Origin of the sequence: Mesorhizobium sp. M1006 (genome assembly GCF_040318825.1) — a bacterium.
Lineage (GTDB): Bacteria > Pseudomonadota > Alphaproteobacteria > Rhizobiales > Rhizobiaceae > Mesorhizobium.
In genome coordinates, this window is record NZ_JAMYMZ010000006.1 from 215,237 (window position 1) to 235,271 (window position 20,035).

Consider the following 20,035-nt stretch of genomic DNA (forward strand, 5'->3'; position numbering starts at 1 on the left):
AACTGCAAAAACTTTGGTTTGCGTTGACTCTCGTCAAAACACGGTCGGCACGACATCGTCGAGGCTGGCTGCTCGATGGCCTACCGTTGACCGGCGGCATGCTGCAGTCGAGCGATCAGGTCGCTGTTCCGGCAATAGTCTGGGGGATTAATGGCCTGCTGGTGTTCGTCGAGCCAGGTTGAGCATTCATCCTGGTGCCCGCACGACCGGCAGCGGTCCACGGCGCGGCTGGTGACGGCCGCATGGTCGGCTACGACTTTCAATTGTCTATCGACGCCGAGCTTCTGCATCATGCGATCCATCAAAGCGGTCCTGGCGTCGACTGAAATCAGGTAATCGAGAAAGGTCATGTTGATCACTCCTGCCTACTGGCCATCCTTGCCGCCGTTGGCGGCGGGTGGCGTTGATCTCGATCAACAGGCGGCATCGTTGCCAAACTCTGGGCCCCAAAAAGCAAGCATGGCGCGCTAAACAGAAGCAACAAGGCGTTCGAGAAAGGACCGCTGACCGGCAAGCAGTTTTTCCCGGGCCAGGTCTAGATCCAGCCATTCACCGCGATCCACCTCGGGAAACGACTGCACACGGCCGCTGCGTCGTGGCCATTCCATCTCAAACATGTTGCTGCGCAACGTCGCGATGTCGAAATCGCCTTCCAGCGCGAAAGCAGTGATGAGTTTGCTCTTTCGCTGGCGCAGCTCGCCCAGATTGAGCAGGGCGCCCTTGGGCTCCCAACCTGTCTCTTCCTTAAATTCGCGCCGCGCCGCGGCTTCTGGCAGCTCGCCTTCGTCATACTCGCCCTTGGCGATGGACCAGGCGCCTAGATCGCGGCTTTGCCAGAACGGGCCGCCTGGATGGACAAGCAGCACCTGCAGCCCCTTGCTCGATCTACGATAGGGCAGAATACCCGCGCTTCGTTTCATCACCGCTTCAAGCCTGCCTCACAGCTTGTGATCTTGGTTAGGCCGCATGAGGCTTCGGCCTCCCGTCGATCAATTGCCCCACCCCCTTTCGGTGCGACTGACGGCTTTCTTGTCCGAAGAACCAGCGCTTGGTCGCCTCAGAGGCCAGGAGATAGAGCGCGGTGATTGCGACAAGCCCGGCAAGCACAGGCAGCGGTAAGGGCACGAAGCCGAACCAGGCTGCGAACGGCAGATAGGGGATGATGATCGCGACAACCCCAACACCGAATGTAAGCCAGGCAAGTAACGGGCTCGGTCGGCTCGTCCAGAAAGCCCTGTGCGTGCGCACGATGAGCACAATGGCAAGCTCTGTCAGCAACGATTCGACGAACCAGCCAGTCTGGAATGCGGCAGCCGTTGCATGCGCGAAGAGGAGCAGGAACGCAAAGGTTCCAAAGTCGAACAGCGAGCTGACCAGGCCAAAGCTGATCATGAACCGCCTCACAAAGCGGATGTTCCAGTGGCGCGGCCTGAGCAACTGGTCCGCATCGACGTTGTCGCTTGCAATGGCGAGCGAGGGCACGTCCGACAGGAAATTGTTGAGCAGGATTTGCGTTGCCAGAAGCGGCAGGAAAGGCAGGAAAAGCGAGGCAATGGCCATGCTGATCATGTTGCCGAAATTGGCGCTGGTGGTGATTGAAATATACTTCATCGTGTTGGCAAATGTCTTGCGGCCATCATCGACGCCACGTACGAGCACGCCCAAATCCTGCTTGAGAAGGATGATATCGGCGGCCTCGCGCGCGACATCGACAGCGGTGTCGACCGAGATGCCGATATCGGCCTCATGGAGTGCAGGCGCATCATTGATGCCGTCACCAAGGTAACCAACGACATGGCCCCTGCTCCGCAAGGCCTGAACGATGCGCTCCTTCTGGTTGGGATCGATCTCGACGAAGAGATCGGTGTGCTGCACGCCCGCAAAGAGCGCGCTCTTCGTCAATTTCGACAGCGCCTCGCCGGTCATGATCCTGTCGGCGCGCAGGCCGACCGCCTGGGCAAGGTGTGCGGCAACGTAACGGTTGTCGCCCGAAATGACTTTTACCGCGATGCCGCGGTGAGCGAGCTCGGCAAGCGTCTCCTTCACGCGTTGTTTTGGCGGGTCGAGGAAAAGCAGGAAACCCGCGAAGATGAGATCGATTTCGTCTTTCCTGCTGAACGTTTTCCGGCTCTCAAACCGACGGATTGCCAAGCCCAGAACGCGGTAGCCGTCCGCGCTCCAGCGCCGGAATTTCTCGTCGATCGCCGCTCGCTGCTTCTCATCGAGGGGTTCCAGCCCTTTCGCCGTGCTGACGAAGCCGCACGTTTCGAGGACATTTAGGACGGCACCTTTGGTAATCAGAAGAGCTTCGGCATCCTTGGTCCGCACCACAACCGATAGGCGCTTGCGAATGAAATCATAGGGGATCTCGTCGACCTTGGTGAAGGCGGGCAATGATGCGCCCTCCCCCGACGCACCGGCAATCGCTTCGTCCAGCGGGTTCTTCAGTCCGGTCTGCAGGGTCGCGTTGAGACGGGCCCAAAGCAGGATGTCGGTTGACGGATTGCCGTCGACGTCAAGCCATCCGTCGAGGTGGATGACGCCTTCCGTCAGCGTGCCGGTCTTGTCCGTGCACAGCAGGTCCATGCTGCCCAGATTCTCGATGGCATCGAGACGGCGCACGATGACGCCGTTGGCGGCCATCGCGCGAGCCCCTCGAGCCAGCGTCACACTGATAACGGCCGGAAGGAGTTCCGGCGTGAGGCCAACCGCGAGTGCCAATGAAAACAGCAGCGATTGAATGAGTGGGCGATGCAGCATCAGGTTGGCGAAGAACACCAGGATGACAATTGCCAGCATGATCTCGGTCATTAGATAGCCGAACTGTCTTATCCCCCGCGCAAACTCCGTTTCGGGGATCTTTCGCTCCAGGGCTGCGGCGATCGATGCGAATTCGGTGCGGGCGCCTGTCGCTGCCGCAAGCACGGTTGCGGTGCCGCTGCGAACCGAAGTGCCCGTGAAGACCGCATTGGTGCGTCGCGCGAGCGAGGCATCCGGCGCCGACCGCCCCGCTGCCTTCACGATGGGAAAGGTTTCACCGGTCAGCACGGCCTCGCTGACATTGAAATCGCGCGCGTCCAGAATGACCCCATCTGCTGGGATGAGGTTTCCGGCCGAAAGCCGAATCACGTCGCCCGGCACGATGTCTTCCGCAGCAACCGAGCACTCGACGCCATCACGCAGCACAATAGCCTTGCGCGAAATGCGCTGTTTCAGCGCTTCCGTCGCACGCGAGGCACCATATTCCTGTGTGAAGCTCAGGACGCAACTTGCCAGCACGATCGCGCTGATGATCGCGGCCTCCTGACCCTCACCGACAAAGGCCGACACGCTGGCTGCGAAAATGAGGATTAGGACCAGCGGGCTTCGGAACTGGCGGGCAAAGACTGCCAAGGCCGAGGCGCTTGACGTCGACGCCGGTGTGTTTCGGCCGAATCTTCCAAGCCTCGTTGCCGCCTCGGACGACGCAAGCCCCGAGGCGGAGGTTTCAAGGCGTAGCAGGAGGTCATTGATCTCGATCGACCAATAGGAACCGTCCTCTGGCGAGACGGATTGCTGCCCGGCTTCGCCTATCATCAATACGACATGAAGCGGTTGATGCCGCTCTCCTCGATCAGCGTGCGGGTGACGCCGCCGAATGCCCATTCCCGCAAGCGGCTATGGCCATAGGCGCCAGAGACGATCATGTCGGCATGGATCGAGCGTGCGAAACTCAGCAACCGGTCGCCATCAGCCTCGCCGGCGAGCAGTTCGGTTTGCGCCATGATGCCATGGTGTTCAAGGAAAACCGCAACATCGGCGAGGCTGTCACGAATGCTTCCGTCGCGGTCGGTGTCAATCGTGACAATCACGACTTCGCTGGCTTTGGCCAGGAAAGGCAACGCATCAGCTATGGCCCGCCGCGCCTCCCGGGTGTCCTTCCAGGCAACCAGCACGGTTTTTGCGCGGATATGCTCGATATTGCCTGCAGTGACCAGGACTGGCCGCCCGGCACCGAGTGCCAGACTGCCGATGTCCACGGCGCGAAAGACGTTGTCTCCATCCCCGTCACCGGTGACAACCAGGTCGGCCGCCCTGGCCGAAACGCTGAGGAACCGGGTCGGACTGCAGACGGCTTGTTCCCATTCGCTTGTAATCGAAGCTGGTACCAGCGTCTCGAACACTTCACGCAATTCAGCAAGCCGCTTCTCGATTTCCGTTCGCTGGATCTGCATGACCTCGCCTTCGTAGACCATGCCATCGCCTGTCGCGACCAGAGGCGGGACGTCAGCTGCCGCCAGGCCGATAAGATGCGCTCCAAATCGTTCGGCAAGTTCGATCCCCACCCGCACAATGGGTGCAGGAGTCGCATCGATGGCGAGGTTCACGATAATTGACTTGTAGGACATTGCGGGTGCCTTTCGCTGAAACGGTGCAATGCGTGATGAATTGCAGTCGCCAGCGCCCGATGCCTTGATACGCGTCAAAGATCGCCAATTGCATCCGTGTTCCGAAAACGTCGTCTCGATCCGTTTTGCGTGTGCGACGAGAAGTGATAGTTAGCCGTGGAAGCACCGTCTCGAACCCAGGAAGATCAGGTGATCCAGGACGAAGCGCTCAGTTTGTCGCCCGGTGGGACGACACTGAAATCACTCTTGTCGCGAATGTTCGATCAGGCTCCGGGCTTTATAGCGCTCATGCGCGAGCCAGGTCACATTTTCGAACTGACCAATGCCGCCTACCAGCGATTGATCGGCGATAGGCAAGTGATTGGAAAGTCAGTGCGGGACGCCTTGCCCGAGCTCGAAGGACATGAGGTTTTCGAACATCTGGACCGTGTGTACACGACCGGCGAGCCCTATATCGGCCACGGGGTGAAGGTTGGCCTTCGCAACAAAGCCGACGGGCCGGTCGAAGAGCGCATCCTTGATTTCGTCTATCAGCCGATCAAGGCCGACGACGGCCGTATCACTGCGATCTTCATTGAAGGCACGGATGTCAGCGAACTCTCCTTTGCAAACGCAGCACTTCGGCTGCGTGAGGACCATTTGCGATCGATCCTGGCGACAGTGCCGGATGCAATGGTCGTCATCGACGAGCAGGGCGGGATTCAATCTTTCAGCACCGCCGCCGAAACTCTTTTTGGATACCAATCAAGCGAAGTCGTTGGTCAAAACGTGAAAATGCTGATGCCTTCGCCCTACCGCGACGAGCATGACGCCTATCTGCTTCGCTACCTGACAACGGGAGAGCGCCGGATCATCGGGCTCGGCCGCACCGTTACCGGGGCACGCAAAGATGGTTCCACTTTCCCGATGGAGCTTTCCGTTGGCGAAATGCATCCCGGAACCGGCCGCCACTTTACCGGCTTCTGCCGAGACCTGACCGAGCGCCACCGGGCGGAAGCTAGAATCCAGGAGCAGCAGCACGAGCTTCTGCACATGGCACGGTTTACCGCGCTTGGCGAAATGGCCTCGACGCTTGCCCACGAGATTAACCAGCCCCTGACGGCCATCACAAACTACCTCAAGGGCAGTCGTCGGCTGCTCGAGAAGAGCACGGAAGAGAACGTGCCTATGCTGCGGGATGCGGTGGAGAAGGCAGCTGAGCAGGCTTTGCGCGCAGGCGATGTCATCCGTCATCTGAGGGATTTCGTTGCAAGGGGCGAAAGCGAGCGCCAGGTGGAACGACTGCCGGCGCTAATCGAGGAAGCCTCTTCACTGGCCCTTGTCGGCGCGAGGGAGATAAACGTCTTGGTCAGCTACAAGCTTGACCCCGCCGCCGAACTTGTCTTGGCCGACCGCATCCAGATTCAGCAGGTTCTTCTCAATCTGATGCGCAATGCGGTGGAGGCTATGCAGGACATGCCCCGCCGCGAATTGAACGTCACAACCGTTGCCCGCGACGATGGGATGGCAGAGGTAAGCGTGATCGATACCGGCCCAGGTCTCGCACCAGAAGTCTCGGCCCAGCTTTTCCAACCATTTGTCACCACCAAGAAGAAAGGCATGGGCGTTGGCCTTTCCATTTGCCGCACCATCGTCGAATCGCACGGCGGTCACATATGGGCCGAAGCAATGCCGGCCGGCGGAACCGCTTTCCGGTTCACCTTGCGCCTCGTAGAGAAAGAAGAGGTCACAAATGGCCAACAGTGATCTGGTGCACGTGGTCGATGACGACGTCGACGTTCGCAAATCGCTCGGTTTTCTTCTGGCCACAGCAGACTTCGCTGTGCGCCTGCACGAATCGGCCACAGCTTTTCTCTCGACGGCGACGGGCAATATCGACGGCTGCATTGTCACCGATGTGCGAATGCCGGGCATAGACGGCATCGAGTTCCTGCGCCAGCTCAGAGCAGGCGGGCATAGAATTCCAGTTATTGTCATGACTGGCCATGCCGATGTGGCGCTCGCCGTTCAGGCAATGAAGGAAGGCGCTTCCGATTTCATTGAAAAGCCGTTCGACGACGAATTGCTGATCGACGCGATCCGCTCCGCTCTCGCCAACCGCAACCAGGTCAATGCAGCGCACCCGCAGTCCGCGGATATCCGCGGACGTCTGTCGACCTTGTCAGAGCGAGAGCGGCAGGTGCTGGACGGGCTTGTGTCGGGTCTGCCGAACAAGACGATCGCCTATGACCTTGGAATCAGCCCGCGTACAGTCGAGATCCATCGCGCCAATGTCATGAGCAAGATGGGCGCGGGCAGCCTGTCACATCTTGTGCGCATGGCATTGATCGTGGAATCCAGACCTTAGGGAGAACCTTCGAGAGGGTTGCCAGTTCCGGCCTGAACCTTCTCCTCCTCCCAATCGCGCCAGTGCGTCGGCCGGATGTCAACACGGGCGCCCGTGGTGGCGTTCTTCCAGCCTTCTCGACTCCTTACGCACGGAAATACGAGCGCATGCGTCCCCTCTTCGTCGAAGACGGCGAGTTCGAGGTCGCGACCATACGGTGCGCTTAGGATTGGGTTCCACATCGTCTTAGCTTTGACGGAAACAGCGCGGCGCGCTTTGACCTGGATCATTTTCAAGAATTGCTGAACTTTTGTCCGCAAGACGGCACTTGCCTTTGATCGTGATCAAGGACGCTCCCGGTGCGCAGTCTATCATTCCCAGTTCAAAGGAGAATTGCGATGCAATACATCAAGGTCGACGAAGCGCTATGGGCGTCCAGCATGCTGCCCGAGGGCATCCTGGAGCGTTGGTTCATTGCCAGCGGCGACACAATCAAGGCCGGCGAGCGAATAGCCGAAGTTCGCGTCGAAGACGCGCTTCACGAGATTGTCGCGCCGGCAGGTGGCCGCGCGACGATCGTCGCCGCAGCAAAGGCCGTCATCGAACCCGGCTCGATCCTGGCAACGCTGGAGTTCCAATCCACGTGAGGCATTCGACCCCTCACCGCGACGATTGCGCTCATCAACAACAACTCAAGGACGTATAGACATGCAGACCCAACATGCTGTCGCCTGGCCGGACCATCGCGAAGCAAAGGTGTTTTTCTTCAACGGTGAGACAGCCGAAAGCGTAAGGCTTACCACCACACTGACGCATCATCAGACCCATAACAAGGCAGGCACCGTCAACGGCAAGTGTGCGCCGGAAGACGATGCCTTCTACCACGATGTCGTGAAAGCCCTGCAGCTGGCGAAGGAATGGCTGATCGTGGGACCAGGATCGGCAAAGGATGAACTGGCCAAGCATATCCGCGATTACCATCCTCACCTGAAGGATCGCATTGTCGGCGGAACCGGCAGATCACCCTACGGAGGCCCAGATCGTGGCGCATGCGCGGACGTTCTTCCATGCCGCTGACCGGATATTCCCTAGCTCAGTCAGGAGTTGCTTCGTTGGCATCCGCAATCGGCAGCGATGTCGATTGCATGTTACAGAGCGGCTTGCATGAACTCCGATCGCGCAGCGCGCCGCCAGGCTCGGTCCGCTGCTGCGGCAGTGACCTCGATAACGGTTGCTGCAAGCTGCTGATGTAGGCGATGATTGCCTCGATCTGGTCAGGGCTCGCAACCCATTCGGGCATGTCCGGGTGGCCGGTCGAAAAGCCCTCGGCGAGGGCTTCCTCAAGATCCGTGATCGGATAGCGCTTCGACAAGGTGCGAAACGCCGGCGCGTCGGGATGGGTGCTTTTATCGGTTTTTCCAATGGCGTGGCAGCGGGCGCAATTGACTTCCACCAACGCCTTTCCGTGATCCGCTATGCTCTCAGCCACAGCTGGCAGCACGGAACCAAGCAACATCGCCACAAGGGCCCAAACCCATCGACGCCGCGGCCAGCCACGGCCATTGTCCATATAGCCACTCATGGTTGCAGGCATCCGCCTTTCGATCTACGCGACGGTCTTCGCCGCCACGTCGTCGATCGCGGTTCTGGCTTCCTTGCGCACTCGCCTGGCCGTTTCCAATGCGAGCTTGGAGGTCAGGCCCGCGACCTTGCCGGCTTCGGTTGTGTATTCCAATGTCGCATTCTGCAGGAAAGTGGAGAAGATGTCGAAGCCGTTATTGAACTCAGCGCCGTCGATCAGGTCACCGGCCAGCTTTACATCCTGCTCGTAGCGATGTTTCAGAAACCCCAGCGTTTCGATGTGATAGCGCATCATTGCCTTGAAAGCATGCGCCTGAAGAGACGCCGCAGCGAGTACGACCTTCTGGCCATTTTCCACCATCGGCAATAGTTGCATGCCAAATTGCGACGGTTCGGGATGGGTCTGCATGATCGATACTCCATTGTGAAGTGCAAACAAAAGTGTTCGTCATACGACGCTAACGCTATTCGTCGCCAGGTCGTTGATCCGGATCAACAGATGCAATTGGGCGCCACCGATATCGTTCCCGCGTTTGACACGCATCCTCATTGCCCGTTCTTGGTGGCTAGCTCGCTTCGACGCAAAAGGGGCTGCAGCGATGGCTTTCAAAACGATCATGGTTCATTTGGACGTGGACGCCATCGCCGCGCCATGCATCTCCATGGCTTGGAATCTTGCTCAACGGCATAATGCCGATTTGATCGGCTTCTGTGCGGCCGAGCCGCATTTTGTCATGCCAACCGGCACCGACGACCAGGCCGCCACGAACCACGGCGTTGCCGCCCGCGATCGCTGCCGCGGCAACCACCTCGATCCGCCATCTCAAGCGCTCGCAGGCCGAGCGCGATGCGCAGCTGCGTCAGGCGACGCGGACCAAGCAAGTGCTGGCCGCGGCCGGCCTGCCGGTGATGGAGTCGCCTACCCACATCGTGCCCCTTCTGGTCGGCGATCCCGAGCTCTGCAAGATGGCCAGCGACCGCCTGCTCGGTGTGCACGGCATCTACATCTAGCCGATCAACTACCCGACAGTGCCGCGCGGCACCGAGCGGCTGCGCATCACGCCGACACCGTTCCATTCGGACGCGCTGATTGCGTCCCTGCAGGACGCGCTGGTCGAGACATGGGATGCGCTCGGCATACCCTATGGTTCGGCAGGCTGGCCCACTGTCGCGAAGAGCGATCGGATTGTTCCGCTGCTGGTGCAGAAATCCGGCGGCTGAAACCGCCGTCTGCCCAAACGGTCTTCGTCCCCTCTACCAGCCGATGTGCGGCTCCTCGAGTTGATCGAGGCGGCCGTGAAAAAAGAAGCGGAGCAGCGCACGTTTGAACGATTTGATCCTGCTCAATGCTCAAAGCCTTTCGATGACTGAGAATGAAGTTCAAATCTTCGAGGAGCATCGCCATGGGTCATATTTCCCACACGTCCTTCGCTGACTTCACGCAGGCTGGCCAGCAGGCGCAACAATGGGTCAAGGAGCTCGCCAAGGACCTCAGCTGGAGCGAGCCGAGCGCGTGTCGTCTCCTGAGGTCTGTTCTGCATACGGTGCGGGATTGGCTGTCGCCAGCGGAAATGGCCGATCTCTCGGCGCAACTGCCTGTTTTGGTCCGCGGCATCTATTTCGAAGGCTGGAATCCATCGGTGCATGCGCATGAGCGCACGAAGCGCGCCTTTATTATCAGCGTCAGAAACAGTTTCGGCTACGATGAGGAGATCGATTTCGATGTCGCGGTCAATGCGGTGTTCAAGCTTCTCGACCGTCACATCTCGCATGGCGAGATCGTGCAGGTCAGAAACTCGATGAAGAAGTCGCTGCGAAAATTGTGGCCGGTGGATTGACCGATGTTCCGCGACCGGGAAGACGCTGGAGCGAAGCTTGGCCTGGAACTGAGCAGGCTTCAACTGCATCAGCCCATAGTGCTGGCATTGCCGCGTGGCGGCGTGCCCGTCGCAGTGGAAGTGGCCAAAGCCCTCCACGCTCCTCTTGACCTGCTTATTGTCCGGAAGGTGGGGGCGCCCGGCAATGCCGAGCTGGCTGTTGCCGCAATCGTCGATGGTGATCCTGGAGAGGTCGTTTTGAACCGTGAGATTGTCGAGACCTATGCGCTCGACGAAGACGCGCTACGTGTCTTGATTGCCAAAGAACGTCCCGAACTGGAACGTCGGCGCGCTGTCTATCGAGGGAACAACAAACCGATGTCGATCGCGGGAAAGACCGCGATCATCGTCGATGACGGTGCCGCGACCGGCACGACCATGAAGATCGCGATCAACGCCCTCAAGCGTCGATCACCCAGGGAAATCATTATGGCTGTTCCTGTTTCACCGCAGGAGACAGTAGCCGACCTGACACGGGAAGCTGATCGTGTGGTTTGCCTTAGTCAGCCAGGACAGTTCCGTGCCCTGAGCTACCATTACTTGCGGTTTCCGCAGCTGTCGGACAGCGACGTTGTTTCTGCGATGGACGAGGCTGCTCGATCGCAAACGGCTGGGCAACACACGCCGTCAGCGCCAGTTCAAAAGCCGCCACGAAATCAATGACACGCAACAACAAAGAGAAATAGGAGATCACGTCATGCTGGTCCGCACGCTTTCTGCCTTGGAATGCACGAAACTGCTGACGGCCAACCGCATTGGCCGCCTGGCGTGCGCGAAGGACAGACAGCCTTATGTCGTGCCGTTCTACTACGCTCATGCCGACAATCATCTCTATGCCTTTTCTATGCCGGGCAAGAAGATCGAATGGATGCGAGCCAATCCACTGGTGTCCGTCCAAGTCGACGAACATGGCCAAGGGCGAGGATGGAGAAGCGTCGTTGCCGACGGCCGGTACGAAGAGTTGCCGGATCGAATTGGCCATAAACTCGAACGCGATCATGCGTGGTCGGTGTTGAGCAAACATACCGACTGGTGGGAGCCCGGCGCGTTAAAGCCGGTCTTACCCCCCGTTTCGGACAGCGCTCCGCACGTTTTCTTCCGAATTCTGATTGAACAGGTGTCCGGACGAGAAGCGAGCGAGTAGTCGTCCGATCGATTCGTTGCGTGAAATGGAACGGGCCGGCGCAATCTGCGCCGGCCCGTTTTTTGCTGCCGCTGGATTGCTATCGCGCCATCAGGACCGGCAGCGACTGACCCTCAAGCATCGACTTGGTGACACCTCCGAAAATGCGCTCGCGCAACCGGGAATGACCATAGGCGCCCATGACCATCAGCTCGGCCCCAACGTCGCCGGCATGCCGGCGAAGCACGTCGGCGACTGAATGGTTCGAACTCGGCAGCCGGTCGACCGTAAGCTTCACGCCGTGCCGGGCAAGATAGGCCGCGGCATCTGCACCTGGCTCCTCGCCATGATGGAACTCATCTTCTATTGGATCGACGATGACAAGGCGCACATCATCGGCGCCTTTCAGCATCTCAAGCGACTCGCGGACGGCGCGCGATGACTCAAGGCGGGCATCCCATGCAACAAGGATGCGCTTCGGCTTCAGCGTGGGGCGCGAGCCCTCGGGAACGAGCAGCATGGGCTTTCCCGATGAGAACAGCATGCCCTCGATGACCTTATCCTTCAGCGTATGGCTTGCCAACAAGTCCGGCCCTAGAATGGTCAGATCGGCGTAGCGGGCACGCCTTCCGATGACATCGTCGGCCCATCCCGTGTCGGGATAGTCGTCGCTCAAATCAGCCGATACGGCGCTCTGGGACAGAAAGCCGGCGACGTCCGAAATTCGTTTCTCGAGCCTTTTCAGCTCGGCCTGACGTTCCTCCAGCCAGGCTGGTGAGACGACAGCAGCATACTCGCCGCCTGAGGGCGGTGCGGCCAGTTCGAGAACGAGCACGGAGAGATGGGCACCGATCTGTTCGCATAGGTCAGCGACGAGCTTCAGATCGCCCTCGCCCTGGTTTGGTCCGGTAACCGTAAGCAGTGTCCTGAACGTCACGGCAGCAACTCCTCATTTCAAGTGAAGGATCAGTCGTGGTTTCAGTCATTAACGAGTGCAGCCGGCGCGTTCATTGCGCTGAATCAAACACCGTGACTGCGGCGGCGTTTGATCCGCATCAACGTGCGCGCGAGCCAAGGCTGTAGGTTCAGTCGATCAATCGGGGAAACGAAGATGAAATTCCTGATCGCGGCGGCTCTGGCAGGATTCGCTTTTGATGCGGCCACCGCCCAGGAACTCGGCGACGGCAAGGCGGAATACATGAAGTCATGCGCCCTCTGCCACGGCCCTGAAGGCAGGGGCGATGGGCCGTTGGGCGACGAGCTGTTGAAGCCGCCGAGCGACCTGACGCGCCTTTCCAGGCGGAATGGCGGTGAATTCCCCTATTGGCGCGTCTTTGCCGTGATCGACGGCCGCGCCATGGTGCCGGAGCATGGCGATCGCGACATGCCGGTCTGGGGCCAGCAATTCCTTCCCGGTGACGTGAAGAAATACGGCCCGAATGCAGGCGAAATCGTCACCAGGGAACGGATCCATGATTTGGCCGGTTATCTCGAAACGTTACAGCAATGAAAGCAGATTGCGGAAACAGTCTCCGCAAGACACAGGCATCGAGGAGGCCGGCCATGGTTGTTGACGACCAGCAATCCGTTACCGCGTTCCTGCTTGATTCTGCCTCATATGGCGCGACCGGACCGGTCGAGGCGATCGAGACCCACATTTCGCGCATTTTTCTGACTGGCGAACGCGCCTACAAGATGAAGCGGGCGGTCAAGCTGCCTTATGTCGATTTCTCGACGCCGGCACTGAGGCTGGCAGCTTGCAAAAAAGAGGTGCAACTCAACTCCAAGACCGCGCCCGGCCTCTATCTGGGTGTGCGTCACATTACAGGCGAAGCAAATGGCAAACTGACTTTCGACGGCACTGGCCGACTGGTAGATGCGGCGGTCGAGATGGTTCGCTTCGATCAGTCGAACGTCCTCGATCGGATGGCGACCGCCGGAGACCTGACGCCAGCGCTGATGACCGCCGTAGCACGCGTGATCGTGGGATATCACCGTGCCGCGGCGGCGGTCCATAATGGCAGCGGGTCGTCCAACATGGCGGGCGTGCTCGACATCAACGAGGCCGGCTTTGCCACCAGCCATGTTTTCACAAAAGGAGAGAGCAAGGCCTTTGCCGTGGCCTTCCGCACCGCTCTTGCCCGCCATTCCGGATTGCTAGATCGTCGCGAAGCCGCAGGCAAGATCCGTCGGTGCCATGGCGATCTGCACCTGCGCAACATCTGCCTTTTCGACGGCGAGCCCCGCCTCTTCGATTGCATCGAATTCAACGACCAGATCGCAACTGTCGACGTCCTCTATGATCTTGCCTTCTTGCTGATGGACCTTTGGCATCGCGGGTTTCCGCAGCTCGCCAATGTTGTGATGAACCGCTATCTCGACGAAGCCGACGATGAGGACGGGTTCGTCCTGCTGCCCTTTTTCATGGCGGTGCGGTCTGCTGTGCGCGCTCATGTCACGGCAACGCAAGTCGAGGAAGGCAGTGCCGATTCCGACAAGTTGACTGCCGAGGCCAGATCCTATTTTGGCCTTGCCCAAACATTTCTCCAGGAAACATCGCCGCGGCTTGTTGCCATCGGCGGCTTCAGTGGAACCGGCAAGACAACCGTCGCCGAGGCGCTCGCCGCCCATGTCGGAGCGCCTCCCGGCGCCCGCATTGTCGAAAGCGACCGCATCCGCAAAGCCATGCATGGAGTGCCTGCCGAAACGCGGCTGCCGGACAAAGCCTATCGGCCGGAAATCTCAGCCCGCGTCTACCGCGAAATGGCGTGGCGAGCCGGCCTGATCCTCGCGGAGGGTGGATCGGTTGTTGCTGATGCCGTGTTTGACAGGCCTGCCGATCGCGATCGGATCGAGAAGGCGGCGAGTGACAGGGGCGTGGCTGTCGCCGGGTTCTGGCTGGAAGCGGATCCGCTTGTTCTCTGGCAACGGGTCCGCGAGCGCAAGGGTGGTCCTTCCGACGCCACCATAGATATCCTGTCGCGACAGTTGCAGCGAAATGCCACCCAACCTACCTGGCGCAGGGTCAAGACTGATCGGAAGCTTGCCGACATCGTCGCAGAGCTGAGAAGGGTTTCCGATAGCGATGCCGCCGAAACCCTGCGCACAGCCTCCTGACGGCAAGGTGATCGACCTCAACGCAGATCGAGTATTGCCTCGACAAGGCCTGGTTCGCTCGGATGATGCCTTACCGAAAAGCCAAATTCGCGGCACATGGCCAGCATCTTGATGTTTTCGCTGAGCACAATGCCTTCGATCCGGCCGATCCCATCGGCCTTTGCATAATCTACGATTTGCTTGAGCAATTCCCAACCCAGACCGTGACCTTGCAGATCCGTACGAACCAGCAAGGCGTATTCGGCGACAGCGTGGTCCGGATCGCAAGACAGGCGGCTGATAGCTGCCAGCAATCCAGTGCTCGTCTCCAGAGCGACGAAAGCCATGTTGCGGTCGTAGTCGAGCTGGGTGAGCCGCTTCAACATCTGGTCGGAGAAGCTTTTACGCGGCGACAGAAAACGCAGGCGCAGATCATCAGGCGAAATCCTGGCAAGGAATTCGGGATAGAGCGCGATGTCGGCTGGCTTGATCGGCCGGATGTGATAGTGCGTGCCGCCTCCCGAAAACGCCTTTTCCCAGCCCGACGGATAGGGCCTGATGGCAAGTGCGGGGTTCGGCCCCGCCTCCTCCACACGTTCCGGCTCGATCTCGATGCGGGCGTCGAGCGCAATCACGCCCGCGGCGTCGGCCAGCAGCAGATTGATGTCCATGGCGACCAGGCACGGAAAGTCGACGATCAGCTGCGACAGCCCGTTGAGCGCCGCGACGATTGCACCACGATCGGCCGGCTTGCGGTCTCGGAACCCAGCCAGCAGGCGGCCGATCCGCGTTTGCCCGATCAGGTCACCGGCAAGCACATCGTCGAGCGGCGGCAAAGCGATCGCCGTGTCGTCCATCACCTCGACCGCAACGCCGCCCGCTCCAAATAGGATTGCCGGCCCGAAGATCGGATCCCGGCTCATGCCGAGGATAAGTTCCTGCGCCTGTTTTCGCACCACCATCGGCTGAACTGCAAAGCCTTCAATATCGGCTTGCGGTGCGTGTTTGCGCACACGCGCTTCGATTGCGCGTGCGGCCTCCCCAGCAACGGCGGCGTTGGCAATGCCAAGCACCACCCCGCCAATGTCCGACTTGTGCGAGATGGCCTTGGACAGCAGCTTGACGACGACCCGTTCAGACGTTTTTAGGAGCCGCACGGCTGCCAATTCCGCTTCGGCAGGAGATCTGGCGACGACCGTCTCGGGCACCGGGATGCCGTAGGCGGAAATTGCTGCCTTGGCTTCGGGCTCGGTCAGCATTCGCCGCCCCTCCTTCGAGACCTGCCTGAATATGGCAAGCACGGCCTCCCGATCGCTCGTTATGTCCTCGCTGCGGCTCGACGGTGTGCGCATCAATGCCCGCTGGGCTCGCGACCATTCGCTCAGGTAGGAGACGGCGGTTGCCGCGTCAGCCGGCGTTGCGAAACTGGCAATGCCGGCATCCTGTAGGATTTGCCGCCCGGCGCGTGCCGTGTGTTCACCGAGCCAGCAGGTCAGGATCGGTTTGCCGCTTATCATTCCTTCTCTTGCGAGGTCCGCCACAGCACTTGCCGCGGCAAGCGGCGAACTCAGCCCCGTTGGACAATTCATCACCAGGACGACGTCCGTTCCGGGGTCGGCCGCCACGGTTTCGACGGCGGCCCTGTAGCGCTCCGGCGGCGCGTCACCGATGATGTCGACCGGATTGCCGTGCGACCATGTCGGCGGCAACACGGCGTCCAGGCGTTCGATGGTGGCCGGTGAAAGCGCTGCCAATTCCCCTTGGCAGTCGATGAGCTGATCGATGGCCAATACCCCTGCCCCGCCGCCATTGGTGACGATGCCGACGCGGGCTCGTTTGAGGGGGGTGAAGCGGGCGATCGTTTCAGCGGCATCAAACAGCTCGGTCAGGCCTTTGACGCGCAGGATGCCTGCACGCAGCAATGCCGCATCGACGACACGGTCAGCCCCCGAAAGCGCGCCGGTGTGGGTCGCGGCCGCTTTGGCAGATTGCTCGTGCCGACCCGACTTGATCGCGATCACCGGCTTGACCCGTGCCGCCGCACGGGCGGCCGAGATGAACTTGCGCGGATTGGGAATTGTTTCTAGATACATCACGATGGCGCGCGTGTGCATGTCGCCCGCCAGCATGTCGAGACAATCTCCCACGTCGACATCTGCCATGTCACCCAGGGAGACGATCTGCGAGAAGCCGACATTGTTGTCAGCCGCCCAATCGATCAGCGATGTGGCAATGGCGCCGGATTGCGACAGCAGCGCGATGTTGCCAGGCTTGGCGGCCACATGCGCAAATCCGGCATTGAGCCTTAGTGGCGGGATCATCAACCCGACCGCGTTCGGCCCGATGATGCGGAAAAGAGTGGGCTTGGCAGCGTCGAGCGTGGCCTGACGCAATCCGTTCTCGCGCGTAAGCCCGGCGGTGATGACGACCGCCGCCCGCGTGCCCTTGTCAGCGAGGTCGCGCACGATGCCCGGAACCGTGTCCGGCGGCGTCACGATGACACCGAGGTCAGGTATGCCTGGCAGGTCGGCCGCCTTCGCGTAGCAGCGTCGACCAACCACTTGCGAATATTTCGGGTTTACCGGCCAGATCTCGCCCTCGAAGCCGCCGTTGACGATGTTATCGAAGACGACACGGCCGACGGCGCCGTCACGTACCGACGCACCAAAGACGGCAACCGACCTCGGGGCAAACGCAAACTCAAGATTTCGGATCGTCACCCCTGTGCCTCCGGTTCGCGGCGATAGTCGCCAGTCGATCTTGCCCGTTCGTTGCGTTGGATCAAAGCGTTCTCCGGGTATGGCGATTAGCTATTGCACAAGTTCGAGACAACGGCTTGCGGAGTGGTGACGAGCGGTTGCGATCAATGATTGGAGAGTTGGATGAGCTACTATTTCAGCAAGACCATCGCCATGCCGTTTACAGCGGCAATCAACCACGTGACCAACAAGCTCGCAGGCAAGGGTTTTGGCGTTCTGACCTCGATCGATGTTCAGCAGACCATGAAGGCCAAGCTTGGCGCAGAGTTCAGGCCCTATGTTATCCTGGGCGCATGCAATCCGCACTTCGCGTGGCGCGCACTTCAGGTCGAGGACAAGATCGGAACCATGCTGCCTTGCAACGTAATCGTCACGGAGGTCGGACCAGGAAAGATAGAGGTCGCAGCGGTGGATCCGGTCGCTTCAATGGGCGCTATCGGCAATCGCGAGCTTGCGCAGGTCGCGAGCGACGTGCGGCGCCTGCTCGAGGAGATGGTCCACGAACTCTAGCGCGAGGGCCATCAAGGTTGTGGGACATTGTGTGAACGAGTCGGCTCTACGGCGCGCATTGCTGGTCATTGCCATCTCGGGCCTCGCCGTTGGAATCGGAGCCTGGCGAACGGGGCTCGGCCCCCTTGAAGCCGACACGATCTGGGCGGTGGCGACCGTGCCCGTGGTGGCGGCTCTCGCCATCTCCATTCTGCGTGATTTCTGGATAGGCCGCTTCGGTGTCGATGCGATTGCCTTGGTGTCGATGTCCGCCGCACTGCTGCTCGGTCAACCCCTGGCGGCAGTAGTGGTCGCGATCATGTATGCCGGCGGCACGGTGCTTGAGGATTTCGCCCGCGGCCGCGCGGAACGCAACCTCAAGGCATTGACCGACCGGTCACCTCGTGTCGCACACCGCAAGTCGACACATGGAACAGAAAGGATCCCCGCGGAAGAAGTGGCCGTCGGCGACAACCTCCTGGTCCGGGCCGGCGAACTGCTTCCCGTCGACGGCATCCTGCTCGATGCTTCGGCCTCGCTCGACGAGTCGGCGGTGACCGGTGAGCCGCTGCCGGAACGGCGGACAGCGGGCGATATGCTGCGAAGCGGCACCATCAACGCGGGCGAGACCTTCAGCATGCAGGCTTCTGCCTTGGCAGAACAGAGCACCTATGCCGCGATCGTGCGCATGGTGGCTGCAGCGCAGACGGCGAAATCCCCGTTCATTCGCATGGCCGACCGCTTTGCCCTGCTCCTGCTGCCAGCCACTTTGCTGGTTTCCGGTGCCGCCTGGTACATCTCCGGCGATCCAATCCGGGCGCTGGCCGTGCTGGTGGTCGCGACACCTTGCCCGCTCATTCTTGCGGCACCGGTTGCCTTCATCGGCGGCGTGTCCCGCGCCGCGCGTGCCGGCATCCTGATGAAAGGCTCGACGGCGCTGGAAGCCCTCGCGCAGGTTCGAACCGCGATCTTCGACAAGACTGGAACCTTGACCATCGGCGGCGCCGAGCTCATCGAAATCGAAGCCGCACCCGGCCGTGAAGCGAACCAATTGCTGCAACTGTTGGCATCCCTGGAACAGGCCTCGCACCATGTGCTTGCCGACTCGATTATCCGGGCGGCGCGCGGCAGGCAGCTGACGCTTTCGCATCCGCATGATGTCCGCGAATATCGCGGTGCGGGCCTGCAGGGCCAGATCGAAAACATGTCGATCGCGGCGGGATCGCGGGCTCTCGTGCTCGCCAACAAGCCGCTGCCCGGCTGGGCGAAAAGCGGCGAAGAAAAATACCGGGACGAGCCGGTGCTCAGGGTTTTTGTAGCACTCGGCGGACGGCTTGCCGGTGTTTTCACGTTCGGCGACGCCTTGCGTGTTGATGCGCATGATGCACTCGGCAAGCTGCGCTCAGCTGGCATTGCGCGCATGATTATGCTCACAGGCGACGACGGCGTGGCGGCCAGGCGCATCTCCGCCCAGCTCGACCTCGACGCCAATGTCGCCGATGCGACGCCTGCCGAAAAAGTCGCGACGATCGAGGCCGAGAAAGCTTTGGCGCCGACAATGATGGTCGGCGATGGCATCAACGACGCCCCTGCGCTGGCGGCGGCAACGGTCGGTGTCGCCATGGGCGCTCGCGGTGCAACCGCCTCCTCCGAGGCGGGGGACGTCATCGTGCTGACCGACAGGCTGCAGCCCGTCGCCGATGCAGTTCGGATTGCGCGGCGAACGCGGGCGATTGCCTTGCAAAGCATCATCGCCGGGCTGGCGCTGTCGGGGCTGGCAATGATCGCGGCTGCCATGGGGCAGATCACCCCGGTTGCCGGAGCGCTGCTTCAGGAAGGGATTGACGTGGCGGTTATCCTGAACGCGTTGCGCACCCTTGGCGATGGACATCTGTGGCGCGCATAGTGGTCGAGAGCAAAATCGGTGAATGGCCATGGCACAGCAGCATCTGGTGGTTTGCAGCAAATGTGGTGGGGTCAACCGCCTGCCGCCGAGCCGCAATGCCATGGAGGCGAAATGCGGGAAGTGCGGGAATAGGCTGTTTTCGGGTCATCCGGAAGACGTCGATGCCGCGATTTTCGATCATCAGATCGCGCGCAGCAGTCTCCCAGTTGTCGTCGACGTCTGGGCACCGTGGTGCGGCCCCTGCAAGATGATGGGTCCAGCCTATGAAGCAGCAGCAAGTGAACTGGAGCCGCATGTTCGTCTGATCAAACTCAATTCCGACAATGAGCAGGCCGTTGCGGCCAGGCTCGGCATTCGCGGCATCCCGACCATGATCCTCTTTCGCGGTGGGCGCGAAATCGCGCGCACATCAGGCGCAATGACGGCGGGCCAGATCGTCAGGTGGGTTCGCGACCGGCTGCCGACGGTCGCCGCCTGAAAGTCGCCAACA

21 protein-coding genes and 1 pseudogene are annotated in these 20,035 nt (G+C 60.5%); 13 read left to right on the forward strand and 9 right to left on the reverse strand.

Annotated features, from left to right (window positions below):
• Window positions 1–80: 80 nt before the first annotated feature.
• The 4 genes from NKH60_RS08280 to NKH60_RS08295 all read right to left on the reverse strand — a co-directional run bounded on the left by NKH60_RS08280 (window position 81) and on the right by NKH60_RS08295 (window position 4,388).
• Window positions 81–350, reverse strand: a complete 270-nt coding sequence (locus NKH60_RS08280) for a DUF6455 family protein (protein WP_352871827.1) — start codon at window positions 348–350, stop codon at window positions 81–83.
• A gap of 117 nt (window positions 351–467) precedes the next feature.
• Window positions 468–923 (reverse strand): NUDIX hydrolase, encoded by a 456-nt coding sequence (locus NKH60_RS08285; RefSeq protein WP_352871829.1) that lies wholly within the window; start codon window positions 921–923, stop codon window positions 468–470.
• Window positions 924–957: 34 nt separating this feature from the next.
• Complete coding sequence (gene mgtA, locus NKH60_RS08290) at window positions 958–3,576, reverse strand: magnesium-translocating P-type ATPase (protein ID WP_352871831.1); 2,619 nt, start codon at window positions 3,574–3,576, stop codon at window positions 958–960.
• Entirely contained in the window at window positions 3,576–4,388 is an 813-nt protein-coding gene (locus NKH60_RS08295) for a putative universal stress family protein (protein WP_352871833.1), read from the reverse strand. Before NKH60_RS08295 ends, mgtA begins: the two co-directional genes overlap by 1 nt.
• Window positions 4,389–4,577: 189 nt before the next feature.
• Between NKH60_RS08295 and NKH60_RS08300 the strand changes: the two genes are divergently transcribed.
• Together NKH60_RS08300 and fixJ are read left to right on the forward strand one after the other, a co-directional pair.
• Entirely contained in the window at window positions 4,578–6,134 is a 1,557-nt protein-coding gene (locus tag NKH60_RS08300; RefSeq protein ID WP_352871835.1) for a PAS domain S-box protein, read from the forward strand.
• On the forward strand, window positions 6,121–6,735 hold the full coding sequence (gene fixJ, locus NKH60_RS08305) for a response regulator FixJ (protein ID WP_352871837.1): 615 nt from the start codon (window positions 6,121–6,123) through the stop codon (window positions 6,733–6,735). The genes NKH60_RS08300 and fixJ overlap by 14 nt, the downstream gene beginning before the upstream one ends.
• On the opposite strand, the gene NKH60_RS08310 is transcribed toward fixJ, so the two are convergent.
• Entirely contained in the window at window positions 6,732–7,004 is a 273-nt protein-coding gene (locus NKH60_RS08310) for a hypothetical protein (RefSeq protein WP_352871839.1), read from the reverse strand. The genes fixJ and NKH60_RS08310 overlap by 4 nt on opposite strands.
• Before the next feature lie 108 nt (window positions 7,005–7,112).
• Between NKH60_RS08310 and NKH60_RS08315 the strand changes: the two genes are divergently transcribed.
• Both NKH60_RS08315 and NKH60_RS08320 read left to right on the forward strand, forming a co-directional pair.
• Window positions 7,113–7,361 carry a lipoyl domain-containing protein gene (locus NKH60_RS08315; protein WP_352871841.1) on the forward strand — a complete coding sequence of 83 codons (249 nt, stop codon included), beginning with the start codon at window positions 7,113–7,115 and terminating at the stop codon, window positions 7,359–7,361.
• Window positions 7,362–7,422: 61 nt separating this feature from the next.
• Window positions 7,423–7,791 (forward strand): translational machinery protein, encoded by a 369-nt coding sequence (locus NKH60_RS08320; RefSeq protein ID WP_352871844.1) that lies wholly within the window; start codon window positions 7,423–7,425, stop codon window positions 7,789–7,791.
• Between the two features lie 16 nt (window positions 7,792–7,807).
• Here NKH60_RS08320 and NKH60_RS35130 read toward each other — a convergent pair whose 3' ends face one another.
• Both NKH60_RS35130 and NKH60_RS08330 read right to left on the reverse strand, forming a co-directional pair.
• Window positions 7,808–8,308, reverse strand: coding sequence for a c-type cytochrome (locus NKH60_RS35130; protein WP_502907738.1), 501 nt, complete (start codon window positions 8,306–8,308; stop codon window positions 7,808–7,810).
• Window positions 8,309–8,320: 12 nt separating this feature from the next.
• Window positions 8,321–8,704 (reverse strand): phasin family protein, encoded by a 384-nt coding sequence (locus NKH60_RS08330; protein WP_352871846.1) that lies wholly within the window; start codon window positions 8,702–8,704, stop codon window positions 8,321–8,323.
• A gap of 359 nt (window positions 8,705–9,063) precedes the next feature.
• Here NKH60_RS08330 and NKH60_RS08335 point away from each other — a divergent pair.
• The 4 genes and pseudogenes from NKH60_RS08335 to NKH60_RS08350 form a co-directional block, all read left to right on the forward strand.
• A pseudogene (locus NKH60_RS08335) lies at window positions 9,064–9,516 on the forward strand (aminotransferase class I/II-fold pyridoxal phosphate-dependent enzyme); the annotation flags it as partial.
• Between the two features lie 182 nt (window positions 9,517–9,698).
• Complete coding sequence (locus NKH60_RS08340) at window positions 9,699–10,133, forward strand: DUF2267 domain-containing protein (RefSeq protein WP_352871848.1); 435 nt, start codon at window positions 9,699–9,701, stop codon at window positions 10,131–10,133.
• Between the two features lie 3 nt (window positions 10,134–10,136).
• The gene (locus NKH60_RS08345; RefSeq protein WP_352871850.1) at window positions 10,137–10,835 is read left to right on the forward strand and encodes a phosphoribosyltransferase; all 699 of its coding nucleotides are present in this window, start codon (window positions 10,137–10,139) and stop codon (window positions 10,833–10,835) included.
• 34 nt (window positions 10,836–10,869) lie between these two features.
• On the forward strand, window positions 10,870–11,316 hold the full coding sequence (locus NKH60_RS08350; protein ID WP_352871852.1) for a pyridoxamine 5'-phosphate oxidase family protein: 447 nt from the start codon (window positions 10,870–10,872) through the stop codon (window positions 11,314–11,316).
• A gap of 79 nt (window positions 11,317–11,395) precedes the next feature.
• Here the strand turns inward: NKH60_RS08350 and NKH60_RS08355 are convergent, their stop codons facing one another.
• The gene (locus tag NKH60_RS08355; protein WP_352871854.1) at window positions 11,396–12,232 is read right to left on the reverse strand and encodes a universal stress protein; all 837 of its coding nucleotides are present in this window, start codon (window positions 12,230–12,232) and stop codon (window positions 11,396–11,398) included.
• A gap of 174 nt (window positions 12,233–12,406) precedes the next feature.
• On the opposite strand from NKH60_RS08355, the gene NKH60_RS08360 reads away from it, so the two are divergent.
• Window positions 12,407–12,805 carry a c-type cytochrome gene (locus NKH60_RS08360; protein WP_352871856.1) on the forward strand — a complete coding sequence of 133 codons (399 nt, stop codon included), beginning with the start codon at window positions 12,407–12,409 and terminating at the stop codon, window positions 12,803–12,805.
• 53 nt (window positions 12,806–12,858) lie between these two features.
• A complete protein-coding gene (locus NKH60_RS08365) occupies window positions 12,859–14,412 on the forward strand; it encodes a bifunctional aminoglycoside phosphotransferase/ATP-binding protein (RefSeq protein WP_352871858.1) in 1,554 nt (517 codons plus the stop codon).
• 17 nt (window positions 14,413–14,429) lie between these two features.
• On the opposite strand, the gene NKH60_RS08370 is transcribed toward NKH60_RS08365, so the two are convergent.
• Window positions 14,430–17,111, reverse strand: coding sequence for a bifunctional acetate--CoA ligase family protein/GNAT family N-acetyltransferase (locus NKH60_RS08370; RefSeq protein ID WP_352871860.1), 2,682 nt, complete (start codon window positions 17,109–17,111; stop codon window positions 14,430–14,432).
• A 162-nt stretch (window positions 17,112–17,273) separates the two neighbouring features.
• Here NKH60_RS08370 and NKH60_RS08375 point away from each other — a divergent pair, with 162 nt between their 5' ends.
• From NKH60_RS08375 to trxC, 3 genes are read left to right on the forward strand one after another with little or no spacing between them, the layout of a single operon-like run.
• Window positions 17,274–17,660, forward strand: a complete 387-nt coding sequence (locus tag NKH60_RS08375) for a DUF302 domain-containing protein (protein WP_352871862.1) — start codon at window positions 17,274–17,276, stop codon at window positions 17,658–17,660.
• Window positions 17,661–17,691: 31 nt separating this feature from the next.
• Window positions 17,692–19,545 (forward strand): heavy metal translocating P-type ATPase, encoded by a 1,854-nt coding sequence (locus NKH60_RS08380; RefSeq protein ID WP_352871864.1) that lies wholly within the window; start codon window positions 17,692–17,694, stop codon window positions 19,543–19,545.
• Between the two features lie 28 nt (window positions 19,546–19,573).
• Window positions 19,574–20,023, forward strand: coding sequence for a thioredoxin TrxC (gene trxC / locus NKH60_RS08385; RefSeq protein ID WP_352871865.1), 450 nt, complete (start codon window positions 19,574–19,576; stop codon window positions 20,021–20,023).
• Window positions 20,024–20,035 lie beyond the last annotated feature (12 nt).

Bases quoted from the DNA above. Each gene is read 5' to 3' on its own strand.
- NKH60_RS08280 (WP_352871827.1), bottom strand. From the start codon at position 350: ATGACCTTTCTCGATTACCTGATTTCAGTCGACGCCAGGACCGCTTTG.
- NKH60_RS08365 (WP_352871858.1), top strand. From the start codon at position 12,859: ATGGTTGTTGACGACCAGCAATCCGTTACCGCGTTCCTGCTTGATTCT.
- NKH60_RS08330 (WP_352871846.1), bottom strand. From the start codon at position 8,704: ATGCAGACCCATCCCGAACCGTCGCAATTTGGCATGCAACTATTGCCG.
- NKH60_RS08360 (WP_352871856.1), top strand. From the start codon at position 12,407: ATGAAATTCCTGATCGCGGCGGCTCTGGCAGGATTCGCTTTTGATGCG.
- fixJ (WP_352871837.1), top strand. From the start codon at position 6,121: ATGGCCAACAGTGATCTGGTGCACGTGGTCGATGACGACGTCGACGTT.
- NKH60_RS08320 (WP_352871844.1), top strand. From the start codon at position 7,423: ATGCAGACCCAACATGCTGTCGCCTGGCCGGACCATCGCGAAGCAAAG.
- NKH60_RS08295 (WP_352871833.1), bottom strand. From the start codon at position 4,388: ATGTCCTACAAGTCAATTATCGTGAACCTCGCCATCGATGCGACTCCT.
- NKH60_RS08315 (WP_352871841.1), top strand. From the start codon at position 7,113: ATGCAATACATCAAGGTCGACGAAGCGCTATGGGCGTCCAGCATGCTG.
- trxC (WP_352871865.1), top strand. From the start codon at position 19,574: ATGGCACAGCAGCATCTGGTGGTTTGCAGCAAATGTGGTGGGGTCAAC.
- NKH60_RS08340 (WP_352871848.1), top strand. From the start codon at position 9,699: ATGGGTCATATTTCCCACACGTCCTTCGCTGACTTCACGCAGGCTGGC.
- NKH60_RS35130 (WP_502907738.1), bottom strand. From the start codon at position 8,308: ATGCCTGCAACCATGAGTGGCTATATGGACAATGGCCGTGGCTGGCCG.
- NKH60_RS08375 (WP_352871862.1), top strand. From the start codon at position 17,274: ATGAGCTACTATTTCAGCAAGACCATCGCCATGCCGTTTACAGCGGCA.
- NKH60_RS08310 (WP_352871839.1), bottom strand. From the start codon at position 7,004: ATGATCCAGGTCAAAGCGCGCCGCGCTGTTTCCGTCAAAGCTAAGACG.
- NKH60_RS08350 (WP_352871852.1), top strand. From the start codon at position 10,870: ATGCTGGTCCGCACGCTTTCTGCCTTGGAATGCACGAAACTGCTGACG.
- NKH60_RS08345 (WP_352871850.1), top strand. From the start codon at position 10,137: ATGTTCCGCGACCGGGAAGACGCTGGAGCGAAGCTTGGCCTGGAACTG.
- mgtA (WP_352871831.1), bottom strand. From the start codon at position 3,576: ATGATAGGCGAAGCCGGGCAGCAATCCGTCTCGCCAGAGGACGGTTCC.